Origin of the sequence: Acinetobacter sp. V102_4 (assembly GCF_031799005.1) — a bacterium.
GTDB lineage: Bacteria > Pseudomonadota > Gammaproteobacteria > Pseudomonadales > Moraxellaceae > Acinetobacter > Acinetobacter calcoaceticus.
On the sequence record NZ_JAVQNR010000046.1, the window covers coordinates 1 to 22,130 of the forward strand.

Consider the following 22,130-nt stretch of genomic DNA (forward strand, 5'->3'; position numbering starts at 1 on the left):
TGAAACCTCTTAGCGCTGATGGTAGTGTGGGGTTTCCCATGTGAGAGTAAGTCATCGCCAGCTCATTATTCTAAACATCCTCAACTTAACAGTTGAGGGTGTTTTTTTATGCCTGGAAAAGGGGAGTAATACTTTAACTGCCTAAAAACGTTCTCTTTTCCTTATGAAGCTCAAATTGCAAAAACTCAGTTAAAAGCTTTTGGTATTCCCGTATATATTGAAAATGAACACACTATTAATATGGATTGGTTTTATTCCAATGCTTTAGGTGGAGTTCGTTTATTAGTTCCAGCAGACTATGTTGAGGAATCAACGGCTCTTCTTGAGAAGGACTTTAGTGATGAGTTAGAGCAAAAATTTGGAAAGAATAAAGAATGTTGCCCTCATTGTGGAAGTCGAGATATAGAAGCTTATACAAAAGGGAAAAAATCAACTTTTTTTAGCTTTCATGTTCTTTGGTCTACCTTTATTCTCTTTTAAAAATGGTAATAGATGTAAGAGGTGTCAATCTTTTTGGAGTTGATCATTATTTTAATTTATATGTTTGGGTGATGAAGAGAAAATAAATTCTACAAAATGATAAAAAATTGAAGTATGAAGTATGAAGTATGAAGTATGAAGTATGAAGTATGAAGAAGAATATTCTAAAAAATTAGCACGAGAAAAAGGAAAATAGGTATGGAATATAAAGGAAGTTGTCATTGTGGTCAGGTTAAATTTATTGTGGAAGGTGAGCTATTAGAGGCATTATCTTGTAACTGTTCAATCTGTCAAAAGAAAGGCGCCTTATTTTGGTTCTTACCGAGTAATCAAGTTAAGGTTTCTTTTGAATCTTTAGATATTTTAGCGAATTACACTTTTAATAAACATGTGATTAATCATCATTTCTGCAAAAATTGTGGTATTCACCCTTATGCTCAAGGTACAGATGCAAAGGGTAATGCTATCTTTGCTATTAATGTTCGATGCATAGATGACATGGATTTAGAAAAAGTAAAAATAAATTATTTTGATGGACGTTCAGCTTAATAAATATAAGGATTTATCCAATGGTAATTAAAAAGCAATTAGCTTCAAAGCAAATAGAAACACTGATTGAGCTACTAAAAAATAGATTTGAAAAGAATTCACATCGGCATAAAGGAATAGATTGGACTCATGTGCAAGCTAAACTAATTAAATCTCCTGACAAATTATGGTCATTGCAAGAAATGGAAAATACGGGAGGAGAGCCTGATGTGGTGGCTTATGACCAACAGAGTGATGAATATTTATTTATGGATTGCTCTCCTGAGACACCAAAAGGCCGTAGAAGTCTTTGTTATGATCGTGAAGCTTTAGAGTCTAGAAAAGATCACCCGCCTAAAAATAGTGCAATCGATATTGCTATAGAAATGGGAGTCGAACTTCTAACAGAAGAGCAATATCATCAATTACAAAAGTTAGGCGAGTTTGATCTTAAAACATCAAGTTGGCTTGCAACTCCAGATGAGATTCGCCAATTAGATGGAGCGATTTTTGCTGACCGTCGTTATGGCCGTGTTTTTGTTTATCATAATGGTGCGCAATCATATTACGCGGTTCGTGGATTTCGTTGCTGTTTAAGGGTATAGACTTTGCATTTTAATAAGAATAATTGGGTTTGATGTTTTATGCCAAGAAATTGGAGATTCTTGCAACTTTTGATTGATGCTAAACATGCCAAGATATGCCTTGGAATTAAATAAAAAGATTAGGATATCTCTAAAAATGCAATCCAACCCAATTTACTATAATGAACAACATATTGCTTTTGTTGATAATGTTCGTCGATTTGTACAAAAAGAAATGGCACCTTTTGTCAATGAGTGGGATGAAGCCGAGACATTTCCAAGAGAACTATACAAGAAAGCTGCTGAGATTGGTTTATTAGGGTTAGGGTTTTCTGAAGAATATGGTGGTATTCCAGATGCTGATCCATTTTATTCATTGCTGGCTGGCGTCGAAATGGCGAAGGCTGGCTCTGGTGGAGTACATATCTCATTGATGGTACATACCATTGGTGCACCACCGATTCAGCATTTTGGTAGCGAAGAATTAAAAGCTAGAGTTCTCCCGAGTATTATTTCTGGTGAAAAAATTTCTGCCTTAGCCATTACTGAACCAAGTGGTGGTTCAGATGTTGCTGCACTTCAGACTAAAGCTGTTCGAGAGGGTGATTATTATATTGTTTCTGGTGAGAAAACCTTTATCACTTCAGGAATTCGCGCTGATTACTATACAGTTGCGGTGCGTACAGACCCGACTAAATCGGGTGCTGAAGGTATTTCGATGTTGCTGATTGATGCCCAGAGTGAAGGAATCACTAAAACACCTTTAAAGAAAATGGGGTGGTGGGCTTCAGATACAGCACATTTGCATTTTGACCAAGTTAAAGTGCCTGTATCAAATCTTTTAGGTAAAGAAAATGCTGGTTTTAAAGTAATTATGAATAACTTTAATATGGAGCGTTTTTTCTTAGGTGTGGTGGCTTATGGTTATGCACTGGTGTGTTATGAAGAGGCTTTAGATTGGGCTCAGCAACGTAAAACATTTGGTAAGCGATTAATTGATCATCAAGTAGTTCGTCATAAGTTGGTGGATATGGCGACACAATTGACCTCAACACGGGCATTACTTGAAGAAACTGCATGGAAAATGACTCAACCAAAGTTGCAGGGGCCAGAGCTCGTAGCTCAAATTTCAATGCTTAAAAATGTTGCTACACGTACTATGCAATTTTGTGCTGATGCAGCTGTACAAACATTGGGTGGTATGGGCTTTATGCGTGGAACTAAGTCTGAACGTATTTATCGTGAAGTTAAGGTGAATATGATTGGCGGTGGCGCTGAAGAAATCATGAAAGATTTGATTAGTAAGCAGTTGGGTTATTAATTTATTTTCTTCACGAACGGCAGAGGATAGAATAAATACATTTTTTCAAGTTTTGATGTGTTTATTCTAATTCTTTTGATTTCTACTATTACATTCAGCATAAATTCTATCTCGTTGTTTTTCATCTCGTTCTAATTCAATTTCATATTTTTCTTTTAACGCATTTGCTTTAGCAGATTGTTGATGAATAAGTATTAACTTTGTTTCGAGGTCTCGTTGAGAGTTGGATGTATAGTCGGAATCTGTATTAGGAAGAATTGATATCATTTGTTTTGCTGAGATATGGTCTGTCTCCCATTCTTGAATCCACTTTTTTAATCCCCCTGAACGCAGTTGTCCAATTGCTGATGATATTGCTTCACGTGATCTTTTTGCTTTTGTTAATAATTCTGGTAAGTCATTCACAGTTAAAATTAATTGAGTTTCAGCTTTTTTTAATTCAAGTCTTAGATCCAAAGATTTAATTTTCGAAAGACGTTGTAAACTAATATAGCCCATTATTGAGCCAGCTATTCCAGTAATAGCACCGACGATTGCAGTTAATGTTTCAATATCGACCATCTAATACGAACCTAACATTTAATATAACTAATCTATTGGTAATTCTTTTAAATATATAATATATGATTTACGTTTTAAGTGGCAAAGGTTCTACCCACTGTTCATTTAAAATGGCCCAACGTTCATGATCTTTCCACTCTTTTCCACCTACTCGAAGATATTGTCGAGAAAAGCCCTCTTTGATAAAACCTGCATTTGCAACCAGATGAATTGAAGCAATATTTTCAGGTTGTATGTTTGCTTCAAGTCTATGCAAGTTTAAATTTTCAAATGCCTCTTTGAGTAATAGCTTTAGACCCTCTTTCATATATCCTTGGCCTTGATATGGATGAAATACTTCATAACCTAAGTAAGCCGAGTGAAAATAACCTCTGATAATATTAGAGATATTAAAAGTTCCTACAATTGTATGGTCTTTCTCTAAACAAACGAAATAACGATGTTCTTGTGCTAGGTAGTGTTGAAAGTCAGATGGTGGATATGTCCACGGTTGATGTAATTGAACACTGCGCTCATAAGCTTCTTTAATTTCAGCCAAGTCATTTATTTGAGGTTTACGTAAATAGACTGAACTCATTTCAAAGCCATCTCCCAAACCATTTCGGTCACTTCATCAATTTTGACCTTTCCTTCAGGTTTATACCAAGTTACGGTCCATGAAATCGCTCCACCAACTAAACGTCGCCAAATAAAGGCATCATGCTTTATCTTGCCCTTTATGTGTAACTTTTCAATAACATCTAACCAAATTTGCTCATATTCATTACGCATTTTCAAAAGGTAATCTTGTTTTTCTTTTGAAAGAGCAAACCATTCATAAACCAACACAGCCATTGCAGCACCTGTATCTCCAGTAATCGAGATGAGTTCTGCTTTAATTAGGGCACGTAATTGTTGCTCTGGATCTGTAGATTGAGTTGCTGCATCTTCTAAACGGGCTAGGTTATAAATGATGGTTTGCTCCATCACATGGGCAAGGATGTCATCTTTACTTTTGAAGTGATGGAACAAACTCCCCGATTGAATACCAATAAATTGAGCTAGTTCACGGACAGTAGTTTTGTCATAGCCTTGCTTGTGAAATAGGTACGCGGCACCTTGTAATAAACGACCACGTGGGCTGTCATCAAAGCAAGAGATATTTGGAATCTGTTCAATTGAAGTAGCAATCATGCGTGCGGTTTGACCCTTTAAATAAAAATGAATACTGAAATTTTTTGCTAAATCTCACCATATTTCAGAATGATTATCGATTTTGGAAGATTTGGTCAATATCACAATAACATTTTGCTCTTTACAAACCAAGCGCTTGCTTGGTAATGTTGAGGCTAATTTTTAAACAGAACAACGAGAAATAAGATGGCAAGTAATCAACAGGATGATGAGCGTGTCGTAAAGATAGGTTGTGCCTCCGGATTTTGGGGAGATACCAATACTGCTGCTTTTCAATTGGTGCATTTAACCGATATTGATTATTTGGTTTTTGATTATTTGTCAGAAATTACAATGTCGATTATGGCAAAAGCGAAAATGGTAGAGCCGAAACATGGCTATGCCTTAGATTTTGTTAGTCGAGTAATGGCACCTCTACTTAAAAAAATTGCAGAAAAAAAGATTAAGGTGATTAGTAATGCAGGTGGGGTAAATCCACTTGCTTGTCGAGATGCCTTACAAAAAATAATTAGTGAATATGGTTTAAACCTGAAAGTGGTTGTGGTCTTAGGCGATGATCTTTTAGCAAAGCAAGAACAGTTCAAACAACAAAATATTCAAGAAATGTTTAGCAACGAGCCTTTGCCAGAGCAGGTGGCGAGCAGTAATGCTTATTTAGGTGCTGTGGCCATTCGCGATGCCTTGAACTTAGGTGCAGATATTGTGATTATGGGCCGTGTTGTAGATTCGGCTGTAGTGCTTGCTCCTTTGCTTCATGAATATCAGTGGTCGCTCGATGACTATGACAAGTTGGCGCAAGGTTCATTGGCAGGACATGTAATTGAATGTGGCGCTCAATGTACAGGCGGTAATTTTACCGATTGGCGTTTGGTTCAAGGCTTTGACAATATGGGTTTTCCTGTGGTTGAAGTCAGTGAGGACGGCTCATTTGTAGTCACAAAGCCACAAGGTACAGGTGGTCTGGTTTCTATCGCAACGGTTGCAGAGCAAATCGTGTATGAAATTGGCAATCCACAAGCCTATTTATTACCAGATGTGATTGCTGATTTTAGTCAGGTGCACCTAGAACAAGTTGGTGAGCATCGAGTGCGTGTGACTGGTGCAACAGGGCAAGCACCTACAGCACAATATAAAGTGAGTGCAACTTATCCTGATGGCTATCGGGTTTTAGTCAGTTTTCTAATTGCAGGGCGTGAAGCACCACAAAAAGCGCAAGTCATTGCCGATGCCATTTTAACTAAATGTGAGCGTGTGTTGGCCATGCGTTCAGTACCTCCTTTTAGTGAAAAATCTGTTGAAATTTTAGGCATCGAAAGTACTTATGGCGCACATGCCCAAGCATTAAATAGCCGCGAAGTGGTCGTCAAAATAGCTGTAAAACACATGTTTAAAGAAGCTTGTATGTTCTTTGCATCTGAAATTGCACAGGCTTCAACAGGAATGGCTCCAGCTTTGGCTGGCATTGTTGGAGGACGGCCTAAGGCATCTCCAGTGATTAAGTTATTTTCATTTTTAATTGATAAAAATCAGGTCAATGTCGAAGTTGATTTGGATGGGAAACGCTATCCTGTTGAAATTCCTAAAGGGTCTTCTACTCAGCAATTAAATACTTTTGCAGCAGGTGAAACAGCAGTTTATCAAGGTAATGAAATAGAAGTCCCTTTAATTGAAATTGCACATGCTCGTAGTGGTGATAAAGGCAATCATAGCAATATTGGGGTCATTGCGCGTAAAGCAGAATATTTACCTTGGATTCGTGCAGCACTCACAGAGCAAGCTGTTGCAAGCTATATGCAACACGTTTTGGATGCTGAAAAAGGACGAGTAATTCGTTATGAATTGCCGGGTTTAAAGACATTGAATTTTATGTTGGAAAATGCCTTGGGTGGGGGTGGTGTTGCAAGCCTGCGTATTGATCCACAAGGCAAAGCATTTGCTCAACAATTATTGGATATGCCTGTAAAAGTTCCGGCAAATCTTTTAGAAAAATAAAATGAATGGATGAAACAAAGATGAGTTATCAATCAATTTTTAGACCAGATGCCTTTGCCAATAAAGTCATTATTGTGACCGGTGGTGGCTCAGGAATTGGTCGTTGTACTGCCCATGAGCTTGCCGCATTAGGAGCCCAAGTCGTAATTACAGGACGCAAAATTGAAAAACTGGAAAAAATAAGCCAAGAAATTACAGAAGATGGCGGACTCGTTCATTTTATTGTGTGTGATAACCGAGAAGAAGAACAAGTTAAGAATATGATTGCTGAAGTGATTGAGAAGTTCGGCAAGCTTGATGGTTTAGTTAATAATGCGGGCGGTCAGTTTCCTTCGGCGTTAGAGAATATCTCTGCGAACGGCTTTGATGCAGTCGTGCGTAATAATCTGCATTCAACTTTCTATTTAATGCGTGAAGCTTATAACCAATGGATGGCAAAACATGGTGGCAGTATTGTCAACATGACTGCCGATATGTGGGGCGGCATGCCAGGAATGGGGCATTCAGGTGCTGCACGTTCGGGGGTTGATAACTTAACCAAAACAGCATCGGTCGAGTGGGGGAAATCTGGCGTTCGAGTGAATGCTGTAGCGCCGGGTTGGATTGTTTCATCAGGCATGGATAATTATAGCGGTGATTTTGCCAAGGTGATTATTCCAAGTCTTGCTGGCAATGTACCTCTAAAGCGTATGGGAACCGAGTCGGAAGTCTCATCAGCAATTTGCTATTTGTTATCTGATGCTGCGGCTTTTGTCTCTGGTGTGACCTTACGTATTGATGGGGCCGCATCACAAGGAACGCGAATGTATCCGCTAAGCGATGCGACAAATAGCGAATCTTATAACGGTTTCCATCGTGCGTTTATACCTGAAATTTTTAAAAAAGATAAGACTGAAAAAGCCGAGCAAAACAATAATTCAGGCTTGGAGTGAGGAATAAAGAATGACCATTCTCCAATCTGAAATTGCTGTAGGTAGTGAACAGTATCAAAAGAATAAAGATGCTCTACTTGCTCAGTTGAGTGAGGTCCGTGCAATTCAGCAAAAAAGCATTGATAAATCATACGCCGCTAAAGCAAAGTTCGATAAAAAAGGCAAAATTTTGCCGCATGAACGCGTGCGGTTATTGCTAGATGCCGACTCTCCTTTCATCGAACTTTGTGGTTTAGTTGGCTACAACATGCATGATGATAAAGATGGCTCGGAAGCTGGTGGTGGTGTGATTGCTGGCATTGGTTTTGTTAGTGGTGTGCGTTGCCTAGTCTCTGCAAGTAATAGTGCAATTAAGGGTGGAACCATGTCGCCCATGGGAGTGCAGAAGACTTTGCGTTTGCAAAAAATTGCTTTGGAACAAAAACTTCCGCTGATTACGCTAACCGAAAGTGGTGGCGCTAACTTAAATTATGCAGCAGAAGTATTTACCTACGGTGGTATGACCTTTGCCAATCAGGCACGCCTTTCTGCAGAAGGTATTCCACAACTGGCTGTTGTACATGGTAATGCGACAGCAGGTGGTGCTTATCAACCTGGGCTTTCTGATTATGTCATTGCGGTACGTAAACAAACCGAAATGCTTCTTGCAGGCCCTCCATTACTCTTGGCTGCAACTGGTGAAGTGGCAACGGCTGAAGAATTGGGTGGAGCGGAAATGCACTCTCAAATTGCCGGAACCGCTGAATATTTGGCAGAAAATGATGCCGATGGTATTCGACTTGCACGTGAAATTTTTGAGCATCTGAACTGGAAAGAACAGATCAAACCAGTTGATGCAGTCTATAAAGAACCTCGTTACGATGCCGATGAATTATTGGGTGTGATTCCAAGTGATCCTAAACAACCATTTGATATGAAAGAGGTGGTAGCCCGGATTGTTGATGATTCAGATTTTCTTGAATTTAAGCAAGAATATGATGATTTAACTGTTTGTGGCTGGGCAAAAATTGGTGGCTTGCATATCGGTATTATCACCAATAATGGTCCGATTACCCCTCAAGGTGCGGCGAAAACAGCTCAGTTTATTCACCTGTGTGAACAGACACAGCGTCCGCTATTGTTCTTGCATAACACCACTGGTTTTATGGTGGGAACAGATGCAGAGCAAAACGGTATTATCAAACATGGTTCAAAATTAATTCAAGCTGTTGCCAATTGTACCGTGCCGAAAATTTCGATTGTGGTAGCTGGGTCGTATGGAGCTGGCAACTATGCGATGTGTGGACGTAGTTTATCACCTGACTTTATTTTTGCTTGGCCGAATTCACATGTTGCTGTAATGGGCGCCGCTCAGGCTGGAAAAGTTTTACGTATTGTAGCCGAAGGCAAGCAAAAAGCTTCAGGTCAGGAGCCTAATCCTCAAATGCTCGATTTTCTGGAGCAAAGTACAGCCATGAAATTGGAGCAACAGTCTACCGCACTTTTCAACACTGCCATGTTGCATGACGATGGCATTATTGACCCTCGCGATACCCGAAAATTACTGATTTTCCTTTTACAAACCATTTATGAAGCACAGCAGCGGACATTGAATCTAAGCCGTTTTGGAGTGTCTCGCTTTTAATCAACTTTTACTGCAATTAAAAAAATTATCAGGAAGAATGTAATGAAATTTACTGCCGAACATGAAGCATTACGCCGTACAGCTCGTCAATTTGTTGAAAATGAGCTAAATCCGAATATTCCAGAATGGGAAGAGGCGGGTCGTTTCCCGATTCATGATGTATTTAAAAAGATGGGTGACCTGGGTTTATTAGGGATTTGTAAGCCTGAAGAAAATGGTGGTTTAGCTTTAGATTATTCTTATAACCTTGTTGTTGCCGAGGAAATTGGCCGTGCAGCTTGTGGGGGCGTGCCTTTAGCGATTGGTGTACAAACCGATATGGCAACACCAGCTCTCGCACGTTTTGGTCATAAAGAATTACGTGATGAGTTTTTAACACCAGCCATTGCTGGGGAATATGTGGCATCGATTGCTGTATCTGAAGTTCATGCTGGTTCTGATGTGGCGGCAATTAAAACTACGGCCAAAAAAGATGGTGATGATTATGTGATTAACGGCAGCAAAATGTGGATTACCAACTCATTACAAGCCGACTTTTTCTGCCTTTTAGCCAACACTTCTGATGATAAACCACACGTCAATAAATCGATGATTATTGTACCCGCAAAAACTAAAGGCATCAGTTTTTCAGAACCGCTCAATAAATTAGGAATGCGTTCAACCACCACAGCACAAGTTTATTTAGATAACGTGCGTGTGCCACAGCGTAATTTAGTCGGTGCAGAAGGCATGGGCTTTATGATGCAGATGATGCAATTTCAGGAAGAGCGTCTGTGGGCATGTGCCAATTCGATTGGAGGATTGGAAACATTAATTCAAAAAACCATTGCCTATACCAAAGAGCGTACCACTTTCGGTCAGCCACTCATCAATAATCAATATATCCATTTCCGCTTTGCTGAACTTATGACTGAAGTGGAAGCACTAAAAGCATTAACCTACCAAGCGTGTGAACAACACATTGCAGGTGAAGATGTCAGCATGCTGGCTTCAATGGCAAAATTAAAAGCAGGACGTCTAACTCGTGAAGTTGCGGATAGTTGTCTGCAATATTGGGGGGGCAATGGCTTTATGTGGGATAACCCCGCATCTCAGCTTTACCGTGACGGTCGCTTGGGGTCTATTGGTGGTGGGGCAGATGAGATTATGTTGGGGATTATTTGTAAGTTGATGGACATCCTGCCTAAAAAACAGAAATAAAATAAGGAATAAGCCATGACACTTTCCAAATCTCTACAAGCTTTAGATATTGATGACAGCATTCAATTAGAACAGGACGGTAGTATTTTATACCTCTGGTTAAACCGACCAGAGAGCCGTAATGCCATGAATTTGAATATGGTTAATGCTATTCAACAGGTCTTTGCTGCTATTCATGATGATCTTTCGATTCGTGCGGTCATCATCCGTGGTGAAGGAGGAACTTTTTGCGCAGGTGGTGATATTAAAGATATGGCAGCTTTGAGAGTTGAAGCGAGCAATATCGGTAGCCTACAACCTTATGCTGATTTTAACCGCCGTTTTGGTGCCATGCTTGAGCAAGTTGAAACCGCCTCACAGACGGTTGTGGTGATTTTAGAAGGGGCTGTTCTAGGTGGTGGTTTTGGTCTGGTATGTGTTTCCGATGTTGCGATTAGCCGTGACAATGCCCAGTTTGGATTGCCTGAAACTGGGCTAGGAATAATTCCTGCGCAGATTGCTCCTTTTGTAGTGAAGCGTATTGGTCTAACTCAGGCTAGACGACTTGCTTTGTTGGGGATGCGTTTTGAAGGACCTACGGCGCTCAGTGTCGGAGTAGTTCATCAGCTTGCTCATAATGAATTAGAGCTAGAGCAGGAATTACAGGAAACTATTCAGCAAATTAAACGCGCTGCACCACAAGCTTCACGTATAACGAAAGCACTATTACATCGAACACTCAATGAACCATTGAATCATTTGCTTGATGATGCTGCGCAACAATTTGCTCAAGCGGTTGGTGGTGTTGAAGGGCAAGAGGGAACGATGGCTTTTATTCAAAAACGTTTGCCGAATTGGGCCGATGAGCAATAAAAGATAAGGATAAAAATAATGAAATTTTCAAAAGTACTGGTTGCCAATCGTGGTGAAATAGCAGTTCGGGTGATGCAGACAGCAAAGGCAATGGGTTATCAAACTGTGGCGGTCTATTCCGATGCAGACCGTAATGCTCGCCATGTGCAAGAAGCTGATGAAGCAGTTTATATTGGAGCTTCTAAAGTATCTGAATCTTATCTTTCAATTGCCAAAATTATAGAAGCTTGCAAAAAAACAGGCGCGGATGCTGTACACCCAGGTTATGGCTTTTTGTCAGAAAATACCGATTTTGCTCAGGCCTGTATCGACAATCAAATCACTTTTATTGGTCCGACAGCCTCTGCAATTGAGTTGATGGGGAGTAAACGACTTTCAAAAATTGCTATGATTGAAGCGGGTGTACCTTGTGTGCCGGGCTACGAGGGAGATCGTCAAGACCTTGAATATTTGGCTACACAAGCAGAGCAGATTGGTTACCCGCTAATGGTGAAAGCTTCTGCTGGCGGTGGTGGTCGTGGTATGCGTTTGGTTCAGCAGCCATCCGAGCTTGTAGAGGCTTTACAAACTGCACGTTCAGAAGCTGAAAATGCATTTGGTTCAGGTGAGCTTATTTTAGAAAAAGCAGTGATTGCACCGCGCCATGTTGAAATTCAAGTTTTTGGCGATACGCATGGCAATTATGTATATTTGTTTGAGCGTGATTGTTCGATTCAACGCCGTCACCAAAAGGTTGTAGAAGAAGCACCCTGTCCAGTCATGACACCCGAACTGCGTCAGCAAATGGGAGAGGCCGCTGTTGCTGCTGCCAAAGCATGTGCTTACGTAGGCGCGGGAACTGTTGAGTTTTTGCTTGATGCATCGGGTGAATTCTATTTTCTAGAAATGAATACACGCTTGCAGGTTGAGCATCCAGTTACTGAACTTATTACAGGATTAGATTTGGTTGAATGGCAATTGCGTGTCGCCAATGGCGAGCATTTACCATTGCAACAACATGAATTTTCCATCAAGGGACATGCAATCGAAGTGCGCTTGTATGCTGAAGATCCACGTCAAGATTTCTTACCGCAAACAGGTCAAGTTTTACGTTGGAAGCCCACAATTTTGCCAAATGTACGAATTGATCATGGCATGTTAGCAACAGATGAAGTTAGCCCTTTCTACGACCCGATGGTGGCTAAAGTGATTGCATACGGTAAAACTCGAGAGGATGCGATTCGTCTGCTGGCTCGTGCTGTAGATGATTGTGTTTTGCTGGGCGTGAACAGCAATAAACAGTTCTTGGTCAATTTATTACGTCATCCAGTCGTTGTCGCTGGTGATACGAATACCGCATTCATTCAACAGCATTTTCAAGATGACGACAGCTTAAACTCTCAGGTTTTATCTTTAGAAACCTTGGCTATTGCCGCGGCATTATTTAGCCAAAGTAAAGGTACTGCGGTGTGGCAAACTGGACTTGGTGTTCCATTACCCTTAAAAATAAAATATGACGATCAGCAAATCCAGTTACAGCTTTCATCTGTAAATAACACATTCACGGTACAGCTCTGTGATCAAACTGTTTGTATTGAAGTCATTGAAAAGACAGACGAGCAGCTAACGTATTTTGTTGATGGTATACGCCGCCGTGTTCAATATGTTTTAGACGGTGATCAGCTTTATTTAGATCGAGACAATGGCAATGTTGCGATTCGCAATGTGACTTACGCTGCTCCAGAAACGGCTGATGTTGCGGGAGATGGTAAAATTCGTGCGCCTATGGATGGTGCTGTGATCAATATCTTGGTTAATAAAGGTGATCAAGTCGTGAAAGGGCAAACCTTACTGGTACTTGAAGCTATGAAGATCCAGCAACAGATTAGATCTGATGTCGATGGTGTAGTCGAAGATATTTTAGGACAGCAAGGGCAACAAGTAAAAAAACGGCAAATATTATTTAGTATTCAAATTTAATAAAAAAGCCACCTGTTATGGGTGGCTTTTAGTTGATTGCATAAGCAAATTTTTAAGCAATGAATTGTGTATAGGCACAGTACAAATAGCCCAAAATTGCTAAAGCAACCACAGGGGCAATAATCTTTGACCATGTCGGTACAGAGATCTCGGTAGCTTGTTCTTCAATATGCACGTCATCATGATGAGGTTGGGCTTGGTGAACCATTTGGTTGAACTCCTTCATTGTTGTATCCAATGATAGCTCTTCTTGTTCCACAGGTTTAGAACCAATTAATTCATTTAGGTGGTTTGTTGACCAAACCCAATCTTCTGCCTGACCTGATAAATGTTCGACTTGACCTAAAATTAATTCTTTTAGGCCATTATGCCCAAAACCGCCTGTTTCATCGAGCTGGTTAAGTTCTGCCAATTGCAAAGTTAAAATTTCAGAAATACTCTGTTCTAATTCTGAATTTTTTAAAGTTGACTGGTTATGCTTAGAAGTTGTTAAATGGCGAGCAACTTCCTGAATATAAAGTGGATCTGCCGATTTTACTTCATGATAAATCTTATTGTCATCTTGGCGCCATAAACTAATCAGTTTTCCAAGCGTAAGAATATTCACCTCATCAATCAGTTTATTTTTTTCATTAACTGGATATTGATTTAAAAGCTGAGGCTTTTGAATTTTTATCTGCTCAGCAAAGTATTGGACTAAATCAAATGCCATGCTTTCTTCCTCTAAATTTAATCTAAAATTCTTAACGTTGGTTTTTTCTTGGTCGATGTTGTGTCAGCTTCTTGTACTTCTGGCTCTACTGTATTTTCTACAGGCGCTACATTGGCATATTCTTCAGGATCAAAGAATAAACCTTGCCCATTCTCACGTGCATAAATACCTAAAACTGCTTGAATAGGTACATAAATGTCTTTCGATGCCCCCCCGAAACGGGCAGAAAAAGTAATGGATTCATTTGCAATAAGAAGTTGATGAACAGCATGAGGCACGATATTCAAAACGATTTGCCCATCTTTAACAAATTGCTGTGGAACATCTGTATGTGGCTGTGTCGCATCCACTAATAGATAAGGAGTAAGCTGGTTATCGCAAATCCATTCATAGATTGCACGAGCAAGATAAGGACGTGTAGGGGTTAAATCAATAGGTTGCTCAGACATATCACACTATTCCATATTTAATAGTTCATTGTAACGGTTTTTCTCTTGAGCCGTCATTGATTTAGCAAAAGAAGGCCTCTCAAAGATACGTTTACAATACAAAAGTATCGGTCGGCAGTGCTGTTTCGGTAAATCGATTCCCATGCTATTTAGCCTTAAGAAAATAGGGGCAAGCATACAGTCCAAGATGGTGAAATTTTCAGACATAAAATAAGGAAAATGCTGAAATAGGGGAGTAAGTGAAATTAAAGTTTCACGTAATTCTTTTTGAGCTTTTTGCTTTTGTTCGACATTTAAAGAATCAGCATGCTTTAACATCTGATCTGCTAATTTGAACCAGTCGTTTTCAAGTCTCCATATATATTGACGTTGCTCTGCACGCACCATTGGCGCATCTGCGTAAAGCTTACCTTGGCGATAACGATCATCTAAATATTCAGCAATAATAGGCGCTGAAAATAATTTAAGGTTTTGCTCGACCAGCATCGGCAATTGGTTATAAGGATTTAAACTTGCTAAATCTTCGTCTTCATGGTCAGTTACGATCAATTGATATTTGATTTGCTTTTCTGCTAATAAGAAACGAATCCAGTGAGAACGGAAATCATCAGCATGACTGTAAAGGGTAATCCCCTGAATAGAGGTGTTTTCGACCGACATATCACAAGACGACGTGGTTGAGTGAATCGATTAGGATACTAAAAATGCTCTAGGAAATCACGGTTCTAACGAGATAGTTTGTTTATATTTATAAGTTTGCATTTTATTGTTCTATTTTCATAATAAAAAAAGCCTTGGAAAAATCCAAGGCTTTTTGTCCAACTCGATAAACGAATTAACGTTTAGAGAATTGAGGACGCTTACGAGCTTTACGTAAACCAAGTTTCTTACGTTCAACTTCACGAGCATCACGAGTAACGAAACCAGCTTGACGAAGAACAGGTTTTAAAGTTTCGTCAGCAGCGATAAGCGCACGAGTAATACCGTGACGGATCGCGCCAGCTTGACCACCAATACCACCACCTTTAACAGTGATGTAAAGGTCAAACTTTTCAGTAACTTCTAAAAGTTCTAAAGGTTGACGAACAACCATACGAGCAGTTTCACGACCGAAATATTGCTCTAAAGTACGGTTGTTAATAACGAGTTTGCCTGTACCAGCTGACAAGAAAACACGTGCAGTTGCGGTCTTACGGCGACCTGTACCATAATTAGTAGCCATGTGCTGTATCCCTTAGATGTCCAAAACTTGTGGCTGTTGAGCAGCATGCGGATGCTCAGTACCAGCGTACACTTTCATTTTTTTGATCATTGCATAACCAAGAGGACCTTTTGGTAACATGCCTTTAACTGCTTTTTCAAGAACAGCTTCAGGCTTGTGAGCAATTAACTTCTCGAAGTTAGTCTCACGGATACCACCAGGGAAACCAGTATGGCGATAATATTTCTTATCAAGTGCTTTTTTACCAGTCACTTGAACTTGTTCAGCATTAATCACAACGATGTAATCGCCAGTGTCAACGTGAGGAGTATAAGAAGTTTTGTGCTTACCGCGTAAACGACGAGCGATTTCAGTCGCAAGGCGACCTAAAGTTTTGCCAGAAGCATCAACAACATACCAGTCATGTTGAACTTCAGCTGGCTTAGCGCTGAGAGTTTTCATTAAACCACTACCTATTATAGTTGGTTTGGACTATGGAATCTGTCCAAACAAAAGGAGCGAGCATTCTAAACGAGTTTGTTCAAAGTCACAAGAAAAATCCAGTTTAAGCCATATAATTTAATCCATAAACTGATGAATGCGGGATATGTTAAAATCAAACAAATTTTCGTTATGTGTCTGGGGTGATTGTGCTGCCTTTATATGTCACTTCCGGTGAGCCGGCTGGTATTGGTCCAGATATTTGCTTGAGCTTGGCTAAGCGAGTTGATGAACGCCCACTTGTTATTTTGGGTGACCGAAATTTATTAGAACAACGTGCCCAGAAACTCGGGATAAATATTCAATTTATAGAATATACCGGACAAACTGAATCATCATCTTCAGGTGAACTTTATATAGAGCATGTACCTTTAGAAACGGCGGTTGTTGATGGGCAATTAAACTCAGCTAATGCTGCTTATGTATTAGAACAATTACGCCGTTCAGCTGATTATGCGATGTCTGGTAAAAGTGTTGGGGTCGCCACTGCTCCTGTGCAAAAGTCGGTCATTAACGATGCAGGTATTTTGTTTAGTGGACACACTGAATATTATCAAGAATTTGCAGGTGTAGAGCGTGTCGTTATGATGCTTGCGACTAAGACTTTACGTGTTGCATTGGCTACTACACATTTGCCCTTAAGAGATGTTGCAGATGCAATTACCAAAGATCGTTTGCATCAGGTCATTGATATTTTATTACATGATTTAAAAACTAAATTTAAGATTATGGATCCGCGCGTACTTGTTTGCGGATTAAATCCTCACGCGGGTGAAGATGGGTATTTGGGACGCGAAGAGATTGATACCATTAATCCAGTACTTGAAAGTTATCGGGCACAAGGAATAAAAATGAGCCTAAGCTTGCCTGCGGATACCTTATTTACTCCTGAACATCTTAAAAATGCTGATGCTGTACTTGCTATGTACCATGATCAAGGTCTACCTGTGTTAAAATCACAAGGGTTTGGTGAGGCCATCAATATTACATTGGGTTTGCCATTCATCCGAACTTCGGTCGATCATGGCACGGCATTGTCTTTGGCCGGGACCGGTTTGGCAAAAAGCTCAAGTTTAAATGTCGCTGTCGATTTAGCTTTATCTTTGGCAGCGAGCTAAATTTTTCATGTTGGAAATGTTCTATGTATCAAATTAATGCCCTAAACCCGAAAGATGAAGGGCATAAAGCTCGTAAACGTTTTGGTCAAAACTTCTTACATGATCAGCGAGTCATTGCCAAAATCGTGCGCTCGGTAAATCCGCGTGCGGGTGAAAATGTTGTCGAAATTGGACCTGGTTTGGCCGCATTAACATCTCCTTTAATTGGAGAATGTGATGCATTAACAGTTGTTGAACTAGATCGTGATTTAGCAGCAGGCTTACCAGAACGCGTTCCACATCCTGAACGTTTAACGATTATAGAAGCTGATGCATTAAAATATGATTTTAGCGAACTGGTAAAAGATGGTCGACCATTGCGTGTGGTTGGTAATTTACCTTATAACATTTCAACCCCATTACTTTTTCATCTCTTGGAATTTGGCAGTAAAGTTAAAGACATGCACTTTATGCTCCAAAAAGAGGTGGTTGACCGTATTACGGCTGAGCCAAACACAAAAGAATATGGTCGCTTGTCGGTAATGATTCAGTATTATTGCCAACCAACGTTTTTATTTGAAGTGCCAGCTGGCGCATTTAACCCACCACCTAAAGTAACGAGTGCTGTTTTCCGCCTTGTTCCCTATGAACAAAAGCCAATTATTGCAAAAGATGAAAAAGCTTTAGCTCGGTTGGTTGGTCATGTATTTACCCAACGTCGTAAAACCCTAAGAAATAGTCTTAAAGGTATGATCGCTGAAGATGGCTTTGAAAAAGCAGGCGTTGATCCGATGGCCCGTCCTGAAACTTTAACACTTACTCAATTTGTTGCTTTAGCCGATCAAATGGTGGGATAAATGACTAAACGTTTTAATTATGTGATTGGCGATGTACAAGGGTGTTTTGATGCTCTGAAAGCCTTACTTAAAGAAATACGTTTTGATCCAGACCAAGATTTTTTATGGTTTGCAGGTGATTTGGTCGCTCGTGGCGAAAACTCAGTGGGTGCCTTACGTTTTGTTAAAAAACTTGCTGACCGCGGAGCTGCTGCAACTGTACTCGGAAACCATGACCTCACTTTAATTGCGGGTGCACGTGGTTTAAAAGAGATTAAAGAAAAAGATCGCACGCAGGATGTTATTGATGCAATTGATGGCGATGAATTAATCGACTGGTTGCGTAAACAACCTTTATGTTTATTCCCAAACGAGCACACAATTCTTACTCATGCGGGCATACCTTGCATTTGGGATGCACAAAAAACTGCAACGCTAGCAAAAGAGGTTGAAGCAGTACTCTCACATCAAGATTTATCTTTATTGGATGCTTTTTTAGCAGAAATGTATGGTTCAAAACCCGATTTGTGGGAAGACAATCTAACGGGTTCAGCACGTTTACGTTGTATTACCAATTATTTGACTCGCATGCGTTTAACCAACGCAGAAGGAGCTTTAGAGTTCAGTTTTAAAGATGCTCTAGATGCGCCAATGCCAGAAGGCTATTTACCTTGGTTCGAATTTCCAAGTAAAGCTGCTCAGACTCATCAGATTATTTTTGGTCATTGGGCTGCACTAGAAGGTAGAAGCATCAATGAGCAAATCCAGAACATTGATGGCGGCTGTGTTTGGGGACGAAAATTAATGGCTTATCGCCTTGAAGATAAAGAAATCTTTGCTGTCGATAATCCTGAGCGGATATAGGAAAAGCAATGCTTTTCATGAGCACAAGACGAAGGTTGTACCCGAGTGAAAATAAAAAAGCCGCATAAGCGGCTTTTTTATTTTTAACTTTTATTCTACGCGTAACCAAATTTGATTACGTCCCAAAGCAGAAATTCCTAGATATCCACGCATATGAAGACGTTTACCAGTTGCGCTAAGTTTTGCTTTAAGCCCATAAACTTTGCCCGTATTCGGATCTAGAATTTTCCCGCCTGTATAATTAAGCTCATCTGTCTTTTTTAAGCCAGTTGCAATATCCAAACCTAAAATTGGTTTATTGGTATAGGGCGCAGGGCAGTTATCACAAATCTCTTTAGGCGTATAACCAGGCCGTGGTGTAACTTTAACAATTTTTCCCGTATAACTTCCATTTGCTTCTTTTCGTATTTCTACCTGTGCTTTGGGCGCACCAGTCTTATCATCAATTGTTTGCCAAAGACCTGTAATATCTGCTGCAAATGTAGCAGTATTGATCCCCAATAAGAGCAAAGCTCCAATAAAAATTTTCCCCATCATTAAAAATCCTTTTAACATTGAAAGGTCATCTTATTGCGAATTTATATACCGTTCAATGTTTATTTAATAGGCTTATTAATTATGGTGTTCCGAGTGACAACATTAATGTAGGTAGCCAAATCGCAGTAAATACGCCATTCAAAGCCATACCAAATGCAGCGTAGCGACCCGCAACTGGACCGCGTTGCCAAGCTTGAGCTGTTCCTATGGCATGCGCAGCTAAACCTAAGGCTAAACCGGAAGCACGCTCATCATGAATATGCTTGAGTAAAAATGGTGAAAAAGCCGCTCCAATAACCCCAGATAAAATAACAATAAGGGTTACCAGTGTTTCAGGAGCATGTAATAACGTTGCGATATTCAGGGCGATAGGGGTAGTCACCGCACGGGTTGCAAATGCAAGAATGGTAGGTTCCGACATATGCAATAAATAAGCGAGGCCCATAGGCAAAGCAACAGCGCTAATACTTGCAAAACATAAAATACCAATGACCGATTTAATTGGAAGGTCATCGTAACGCATTGCAGCTAAAGGAATGGCTAAGGCTACAGTCACATATCCCAATAAATGGCTAAATAACTCATTCACATAAAGACGATATTGTTCATAAGGGACTTGTAAAACTGAAAGTAAGGCAATGACAATGAACATGCCGAAAACTAAAAGTGGAACTTGCGGAAAGCGTCGGTTTAAAGGTTTTGCACAGAGATAACCAATTAATGTGATTAAAAAACCGTAAAAAATCGTAAACATTTTATTCTCCTTATAACCAACGTTTTGCCATTTTTGCATAGACCCACAAAGGTATAAGGGTGCTGACTACTAAAACAAAAAGGAATAGTGGAATTTCTTTACCCATATGCACCAACATAATTAAGGAGCCAGCACAAACGGGTAAAAAGGCAAATCCACTTTCTTTCATAATTTTATTATTCGTATCGACTATCCGTAGAGGGATTTTTTTGAACTTTCTCCAGATAATCAAAATAGTGAGTAAGCTGATTAAGCCAACGAGATTCCCCAATTCTGGATGACCAAAAGCACGCATGACGATGACAGAGCCTTCACGAAAACCAATAATGAGTAGTAAAGTTGCTACCCATGCTGTCCAGTCTATACTTTTGATCTTATCCATATTTTTTATCTCTAAAAGTTTACTTATCAAGTTTTAACTGATCTGACCCTTGATTTCAAACTCCTCCAAGGGACGGCTAAATTGACTAGCACGTTCTCCCAAGATTTCCTCTAAGGGCAGTTTTGCTTGGCGAATAAGCTTTTCTAACTTATGTGGGGCAATGCGTACATCAATATGCAATAAGCCAGCATCATCATAGTGTTCAGACTGAATCACATTTAAAGCATAAAGTTGGGTGCGCAATTTGCCATAAGCAGGTTTAAGAATCAGTGAAAAATGTTGAATTTGACCCATTAAACATTCTTGCACTGCTTGTTGAAGTAATTCTAGACCAAGGCCAGCATGAGCAGAAACATAAACTCGATCTGGTACATGTGGCTCTGCATAAATGATTTTGGCTTCTTCACCACTTAAGTCAATTTTGTTGTATACCCGAAGTACTGGAGCATCTGCGCCAATCTCTTTTAATACACCTTCAACTGCTTCAATTTGATCAAGCATGTCATGGCTATTACTATCAATAACATGCAGTAATAGAGTGGCTTCAAGTGTTTCTTCAAGTGTTGCTTTGAATGATTCAACTAAATCATGTTGTAAGTTTCGTACAAAACCTACCGTATCTGCTAACACGACAGTACCAATACCATCCCATTCTAAACGACGTAATGTCGGATCGAGTGTTGCAAATAGTTGGTCGGCTGCGTAGACATCACTTTTCGCTAAAATATTAAATAGAGTTGATTTGCCCGCATTGGTATAACCAACTAGCGACACAGTTGGAATGGCTGCCTTTTGTCTTGCAGCACGCCCTTGTATACGGGTTTGATGTACTTTTTCTAATTTATCTTTTAATTGGGCAATACGAACACGAATGAGGCGACGATCTGTTTCTAGTTGTGTTTCACCAGGACCACGTAAGCCAATACCACCTTTTTGTTGCTCAAAGTCTGCTGACCAACCGCGAATAAGGCGCGTAGATAAATGTTTAAGCTGAGCAAGTTCGACTTGTAATTTACCTTCATGCGTACGGGCACGCAGCGCAAAAATATCTAAAATTAAGCCAGTACGGTCAATGACTCGACATTTTAATATTCTTTCTAAATTTCGTTCTTGAGCGGGTGACAAAGCATGGTCAAAAATCACCAGACTTGCTTCTAGCTCCTGAACTCGCTCGGCAATTTCTTCGACTTTCCCTGAGCCAATAAAAAATTTAGGATTGGGTTTATTTCGCTGAACCTTAATATGTTCAAGGATATCTGCACCAGCAGACTGTGCAAGTAGAGCAAACTCTTCGGCATCCAGATCATCTAATAATTGTACAGAAACACTCACTAAAATTGTGCGTTCACCGCCTTGATGCCGATCAACATATTCCACGTGGCTATAAATCCTGAAAATGGGAAAACTTTATTCTAGATGAAACTTGAGCAAAAGGGGAAAGCGTTTGTTCTTATCCTTTAGATTAGTTAAATGTAGTTAGAGATGTCTGAATTTATTTTATTTCCCGTTCTCTATCATCAATGCAAGTTTATTCTGAAACGTATAGAATGCTCGAGATGGGTATAACAATGATTGATCGTTAGTGAAAATT

General features: G+C 39.9%; 24 protein-coding genes and 1 pseudogene. 13 read left to right on the top strand and 12 right to left on the bottom strand.

Translation table 11 applies throughout. The features are described from left to right. Positions 1-174 precede the first annotated feature (174 nt). The 4 genes and pseudogenes from RMB13_RS13130 (at position 175) to RMB13_RS13145 (ending at position 2,913) form a co-directional block, all read left to right on the top strand. Positions 175-523, top strand: a pseudogene (locus tag RMB13_RS13130) (DUF2007 domain-containing protein). 155 nt (positions 524-678) lie between these two features. Continuing rightward, positions 679-1,029 carry a GFA family protein gene (locus tag RMB13_RS13135; protein ID WP_311085446.1) on the top strand — a complete coding sequence of 117 codons (351 nt, stop codon included), beginning with the start codon at positions 679-681 and terminating at the stop codon, positions 1,027-1,029. 20 nt (positions 1,030-1,049) lie between these two features. Continuing rightward, the gene (locus tag RMB13_RS13140; protein WP_311085447.1) at positions 1,050-1,613 is read left to right on the top strand and encodes a DUF4256 domain-containing protein; all 564 of its coding nucleotides are present in this window, start codon (positions 1,050-1,052) and stop codon (positions 1,611-1,613) included. A gap of 136 nt (positions 1,614-1,749) precedes the next feature. Then, positions 1,750-2,913 carry an acyl-CoA dehydrogenase family protein gene (locus RMB13_RS13145; protein ID WP_311085448.1) on the top strand — a complete coding sequence of 388 codons (1,164 nt, stop codon included), beginning with the start codon at positions 1,750-1,752 and terminating at the stop codon, positions 2,911-2,913. A gap of 66 nt (positions 2,914-2,979) precedes the next feature. On the opposite strand, the gene RMB13_RS13150 is transcribed toward RMB13_RS13145, so the two are convergent. The 3 genes from RMB13_RS13150 to RMB13_RS13160 form a co-directional block, all read right to left on the bottom strand. Then, entirely contained in the window at positions 2,980-3,474 is a 495-nt protein-coding gene (locus RMB13_RS13150; RefSeq protein WP_311085449.1) for a hypothetical protein, read from the bottom strand. A gap of 67 nt (positions 3,475-3,541) precedes the next feature. Further along, positions 3,542-4,051, bottom strand: coding sequence for a GNAT family N-acetyltransferase (locus RMB13_RS13155; protein ID WP_311085450.1), 510 nt, complete (start codon positions 4,049-4,051; stop codon positions 3,542-3,544). Beyond that, positions 4,048-4,647: a TetR/AcrR family transcriptional regulator gene (locus tag RMB13_RS13160; RefSeq protein ID WP_311085451.1), complete on the bottom strand. Its 600-nt coding sequence runs from the start codon at positions 4,645-4,647 to the stop codon at positions 4,048-4,050. Before RMB13_RS13160 ends, RMB13_RS13155 begins: the two co-directional genes overlap by 4 nt. 186 nt (positions 4,648-4,833) lie before the next feature. On the opposite strand from RMB13_RS13160, the gene RMB13_RS13165 reads away from it, so the two are divergent. Genes RMB13_RS13165 through RMB13_RS13190 form a run of 6 tightly spaced genes read left to right on the top strand, consistent with a single transcriptional unit; the run spans position 4,834 to position 13,206 of the window. After that, a complete protein-coding gene (locus RMB13_RS13165; RefSeq protein WP_311085452.1) occupies positions 4,834-6,639 on the top strand; it encodes an acyclic terpene utilization AtuA family protein in 1,806 nt (601 codons plus the stop codon). A 20-nt stretch (positions 6,640-6,659) separates the two neighbouring features. Next, entirely contained in the window at positions 6,660-7,571 is a 912-nt protein-coding gene (locus RMB13_RS13170; RefSeq protein ID WP_311085453.1) for an SDR family oxidoreductase, read from the top strand. 10 nt (positions 7,572-7,581) lie between these two features. Next, positions 7,582-9,195 carry a carboxyl transferase domain-containing protein gene (locus tag RMB13_RS13175; protein WP_311085454.1) on the top strand — a complete coding sequence of 538 codons (1,614 nt, stop codon included), beginning with the start codon at positions 7,582-7,584 and terminating at the stop codon, positions 9,193-9,195. A gap of 42 nt (positions 9,196-9,237) precedes the next feature. Further along, a complete protein-coding gene (locus tag RMB13_RS13180; protein WP_311085455.1) occupies positions 9,238-10,395 on the top strand; it encodes an acyl-CoA dehydrogenase family protein in 1,158 nt (385 codons plus the stop codon). A 15-nt stretch (positions 10,396-10,410) separates the two neighbouring features. After that, positions 10,411-11,247, top strand: coding sequence for an enoyl-CoA hydratase-related protein (locus RMB13_RS13185; protein ID WP_311085456.1), 837 nt, complete (start codon positions 10,411-10,413; stop codon positions 11,245-11,247). 18 nt (positions 11,248-11,265) lie between these two features. Then, positions 11,266-13,206, top strand: coding sequence for an acetyl/propionyl/methylcrotonyl-CoA carboxylase subunit alpha (locus RMB13_RS13190; protein WP_311085457.1), 1,941 nt, complete (start codon positions 11,266-11,268; stop codon positions 13,204-13,206). A 52-nt stretch (positions 13,207-13,258) separates the two neighbouring features. Here the strand turns inward: RMB13_RS13190 and RMB13_RS13195 are convergent, their stop codons facing one another. The 5 genes from RMB13_RS13195 to rplM all read right to left on the bottom strand — a co-directional run bounded on the left by RMB13_RS13195 (position 13,259) and on the right by rplM (position 16,030). After that, entirely contained in the window at positions 13,259-13,918 is a 660-nt protein-coding gene (locus RMB13_RS13195) for a hypothetical protein (protein ID WP_311085458.1), read from the bottom strand. A gap of 17 nt (positions 13,919-13,935) precedes the next feature. Further along, the gene (locus RMB13_RS13200; RefSeq protein ID WP_056481847.1) at positions 13,936-14,367 is read right to left on the bottom strand and encodes a ClpXP protease specificity-enhancing factor; all 432 of its coding nucleotides are present in this window, start codon (positions 14,365-14,367) and stop codon (positions 13,936-13,938) included. 6 nt (positions 14,368-14,373) lie between these two features. Next, entirely contained in the window at positions 14,374-15,027 is a 654-nt protein-coding gene (locus RMB13_RS13205; RefSeq protein ID WP_132068698.1) for a glutathione S-transferase N-terminal domain-containing protein, read from the bottom strand. A 175-nt stretch (positions 15,028-15,202) separates the two neighbouring features. Beyond that, positions 15,203-15,589: a 30S ribosomal protein S9 gene (rpsI, locus tag RMB13_RS13210; RefSeq protein WP_002048725.1), complete on the bottom strand. Its 387-nt coding sequence runs from the start codon at positions 15,587-15,589 to the stop codon at positions 15,203-15,205. Between the two features lie 12 nt (positions 15,590-15,601). Beyond that, positions 15,602-16,030, bottom strand: a complete 429-nt coding sequence (gene rplM / locus RMB13_RS13215; protein WP_003656097.1) for a 50S ribosomal protein L13 — start codon at positions 16,028-16,030, stop codon at positions 15,602-15,604. Positions 16,031-16,203: 173 nt separating this feature from the next. On the opposite strand from rplM, the gene pdxA reads away from it, so the two are divergent. Genes pdxA through RMB13_RS13230 form a run of 3 tightly spaced genes read left to right on the top strand, consistent with a single transcriptional unit; the run spans position 16,204 to position 18,866 of the window. Next, on the top strand, positions 16,204-17,187 hold the full coding sequence (gene pdxA / locus RMB13_RS13220) for a 4-hydroxythreonine-4-phosphate dehydrogenase PdxA (protein ID WP_311085459.1): 984 nt from the start codon (positions 16,204-16,206) through the stop codon (positions 17,185-17,187). Between the two features lie 23 nt (positions 17,188-17,210). After that, a complete protein-coding gene (gene rsmA, locus RMB13_RS13225) occupies positions 17,211-18,023 on the top strand; it encodes a 16S rRNA (adenine(1518)-N(6)/adenine(1519)-N(6))-dimethyltransferase RsmA (protein ID WP_003656092.1) in 813 nt (270 codons plus the stop codon). Next, a complete protein-coding gene (locus tag RMB13_RS13230; protein ID WP_311085460.1) occupies positions 18,024-18,866 on the top strand; it encodes a symmetrical bis(5'-nucleosyl)-tetraphosphatase in 843 nt (280 codons plus the stop codon). A 90-nt stretch (positions 18,867-18,956) separates the two neighbouring features. Here the strand turns inward: RMB13_RS13230 and RMB13_RS13235 are convergent, their stop codons facing one another. The 4 genes from RMB13_RS13235 to hflX all read right to left on the bottom strand — a co-directional run bounded on the left by RMB13_RS13235 (position 18,957) and on the right by hflX (position 21,916). Further along, positions 18,957-19,400: a DUF2147 domain-containing protein gene (locus RMB13_RS13235; protein WP_311085464.1), complete on the bottom strand. Its 444-nt coding sequence runs from the start codon at positions 19,398-19,400 to the stop codon at positions 18,957-18,959. An 82-nt stretch (positions 19,401-19,482) separates the two neighbouring features. Then, positions 19,483-20,157 carry an LrgB family protein gene (locus RMB13_RS13240; protein ID WP_005043360.1) on the bottom strand — a complete coding sequence of 225 codons (675 nt, stop codon included), beginning with the start codon at positions 20,155-20,157 and terminating at the stop codon, positions 19,483-19,485. 10 nt (positions 20,158-20,167) lie between these two features. Continuing rightward, positions 20,168-20,539: a hypothetical protein gene (locus RMB13_RS13245; RefSeq protein ID WP_004638713.1), complete on the bottom strand. Its 372-nt coding sequence runs from the start codon at positions 20,537-20,539 to the stop codon at positions 20,168-20,170. 33 nt (positions 20,540-20,572) lie between these two features. Continuing rightward, on the bottom strand, positions 20,573-21,916 hold the full coding sequence (gene hflX, locus RMB13_RS13250) for a ribosome rescue GTPase HflX (protein ID WP_004638715.1): 1,344 nt from the start codon (positions 21,914-21,916) through the stop codon (positions 20,573-20,575). Positions 21,917-22,130: the final 214 nt, after the last annotated feature.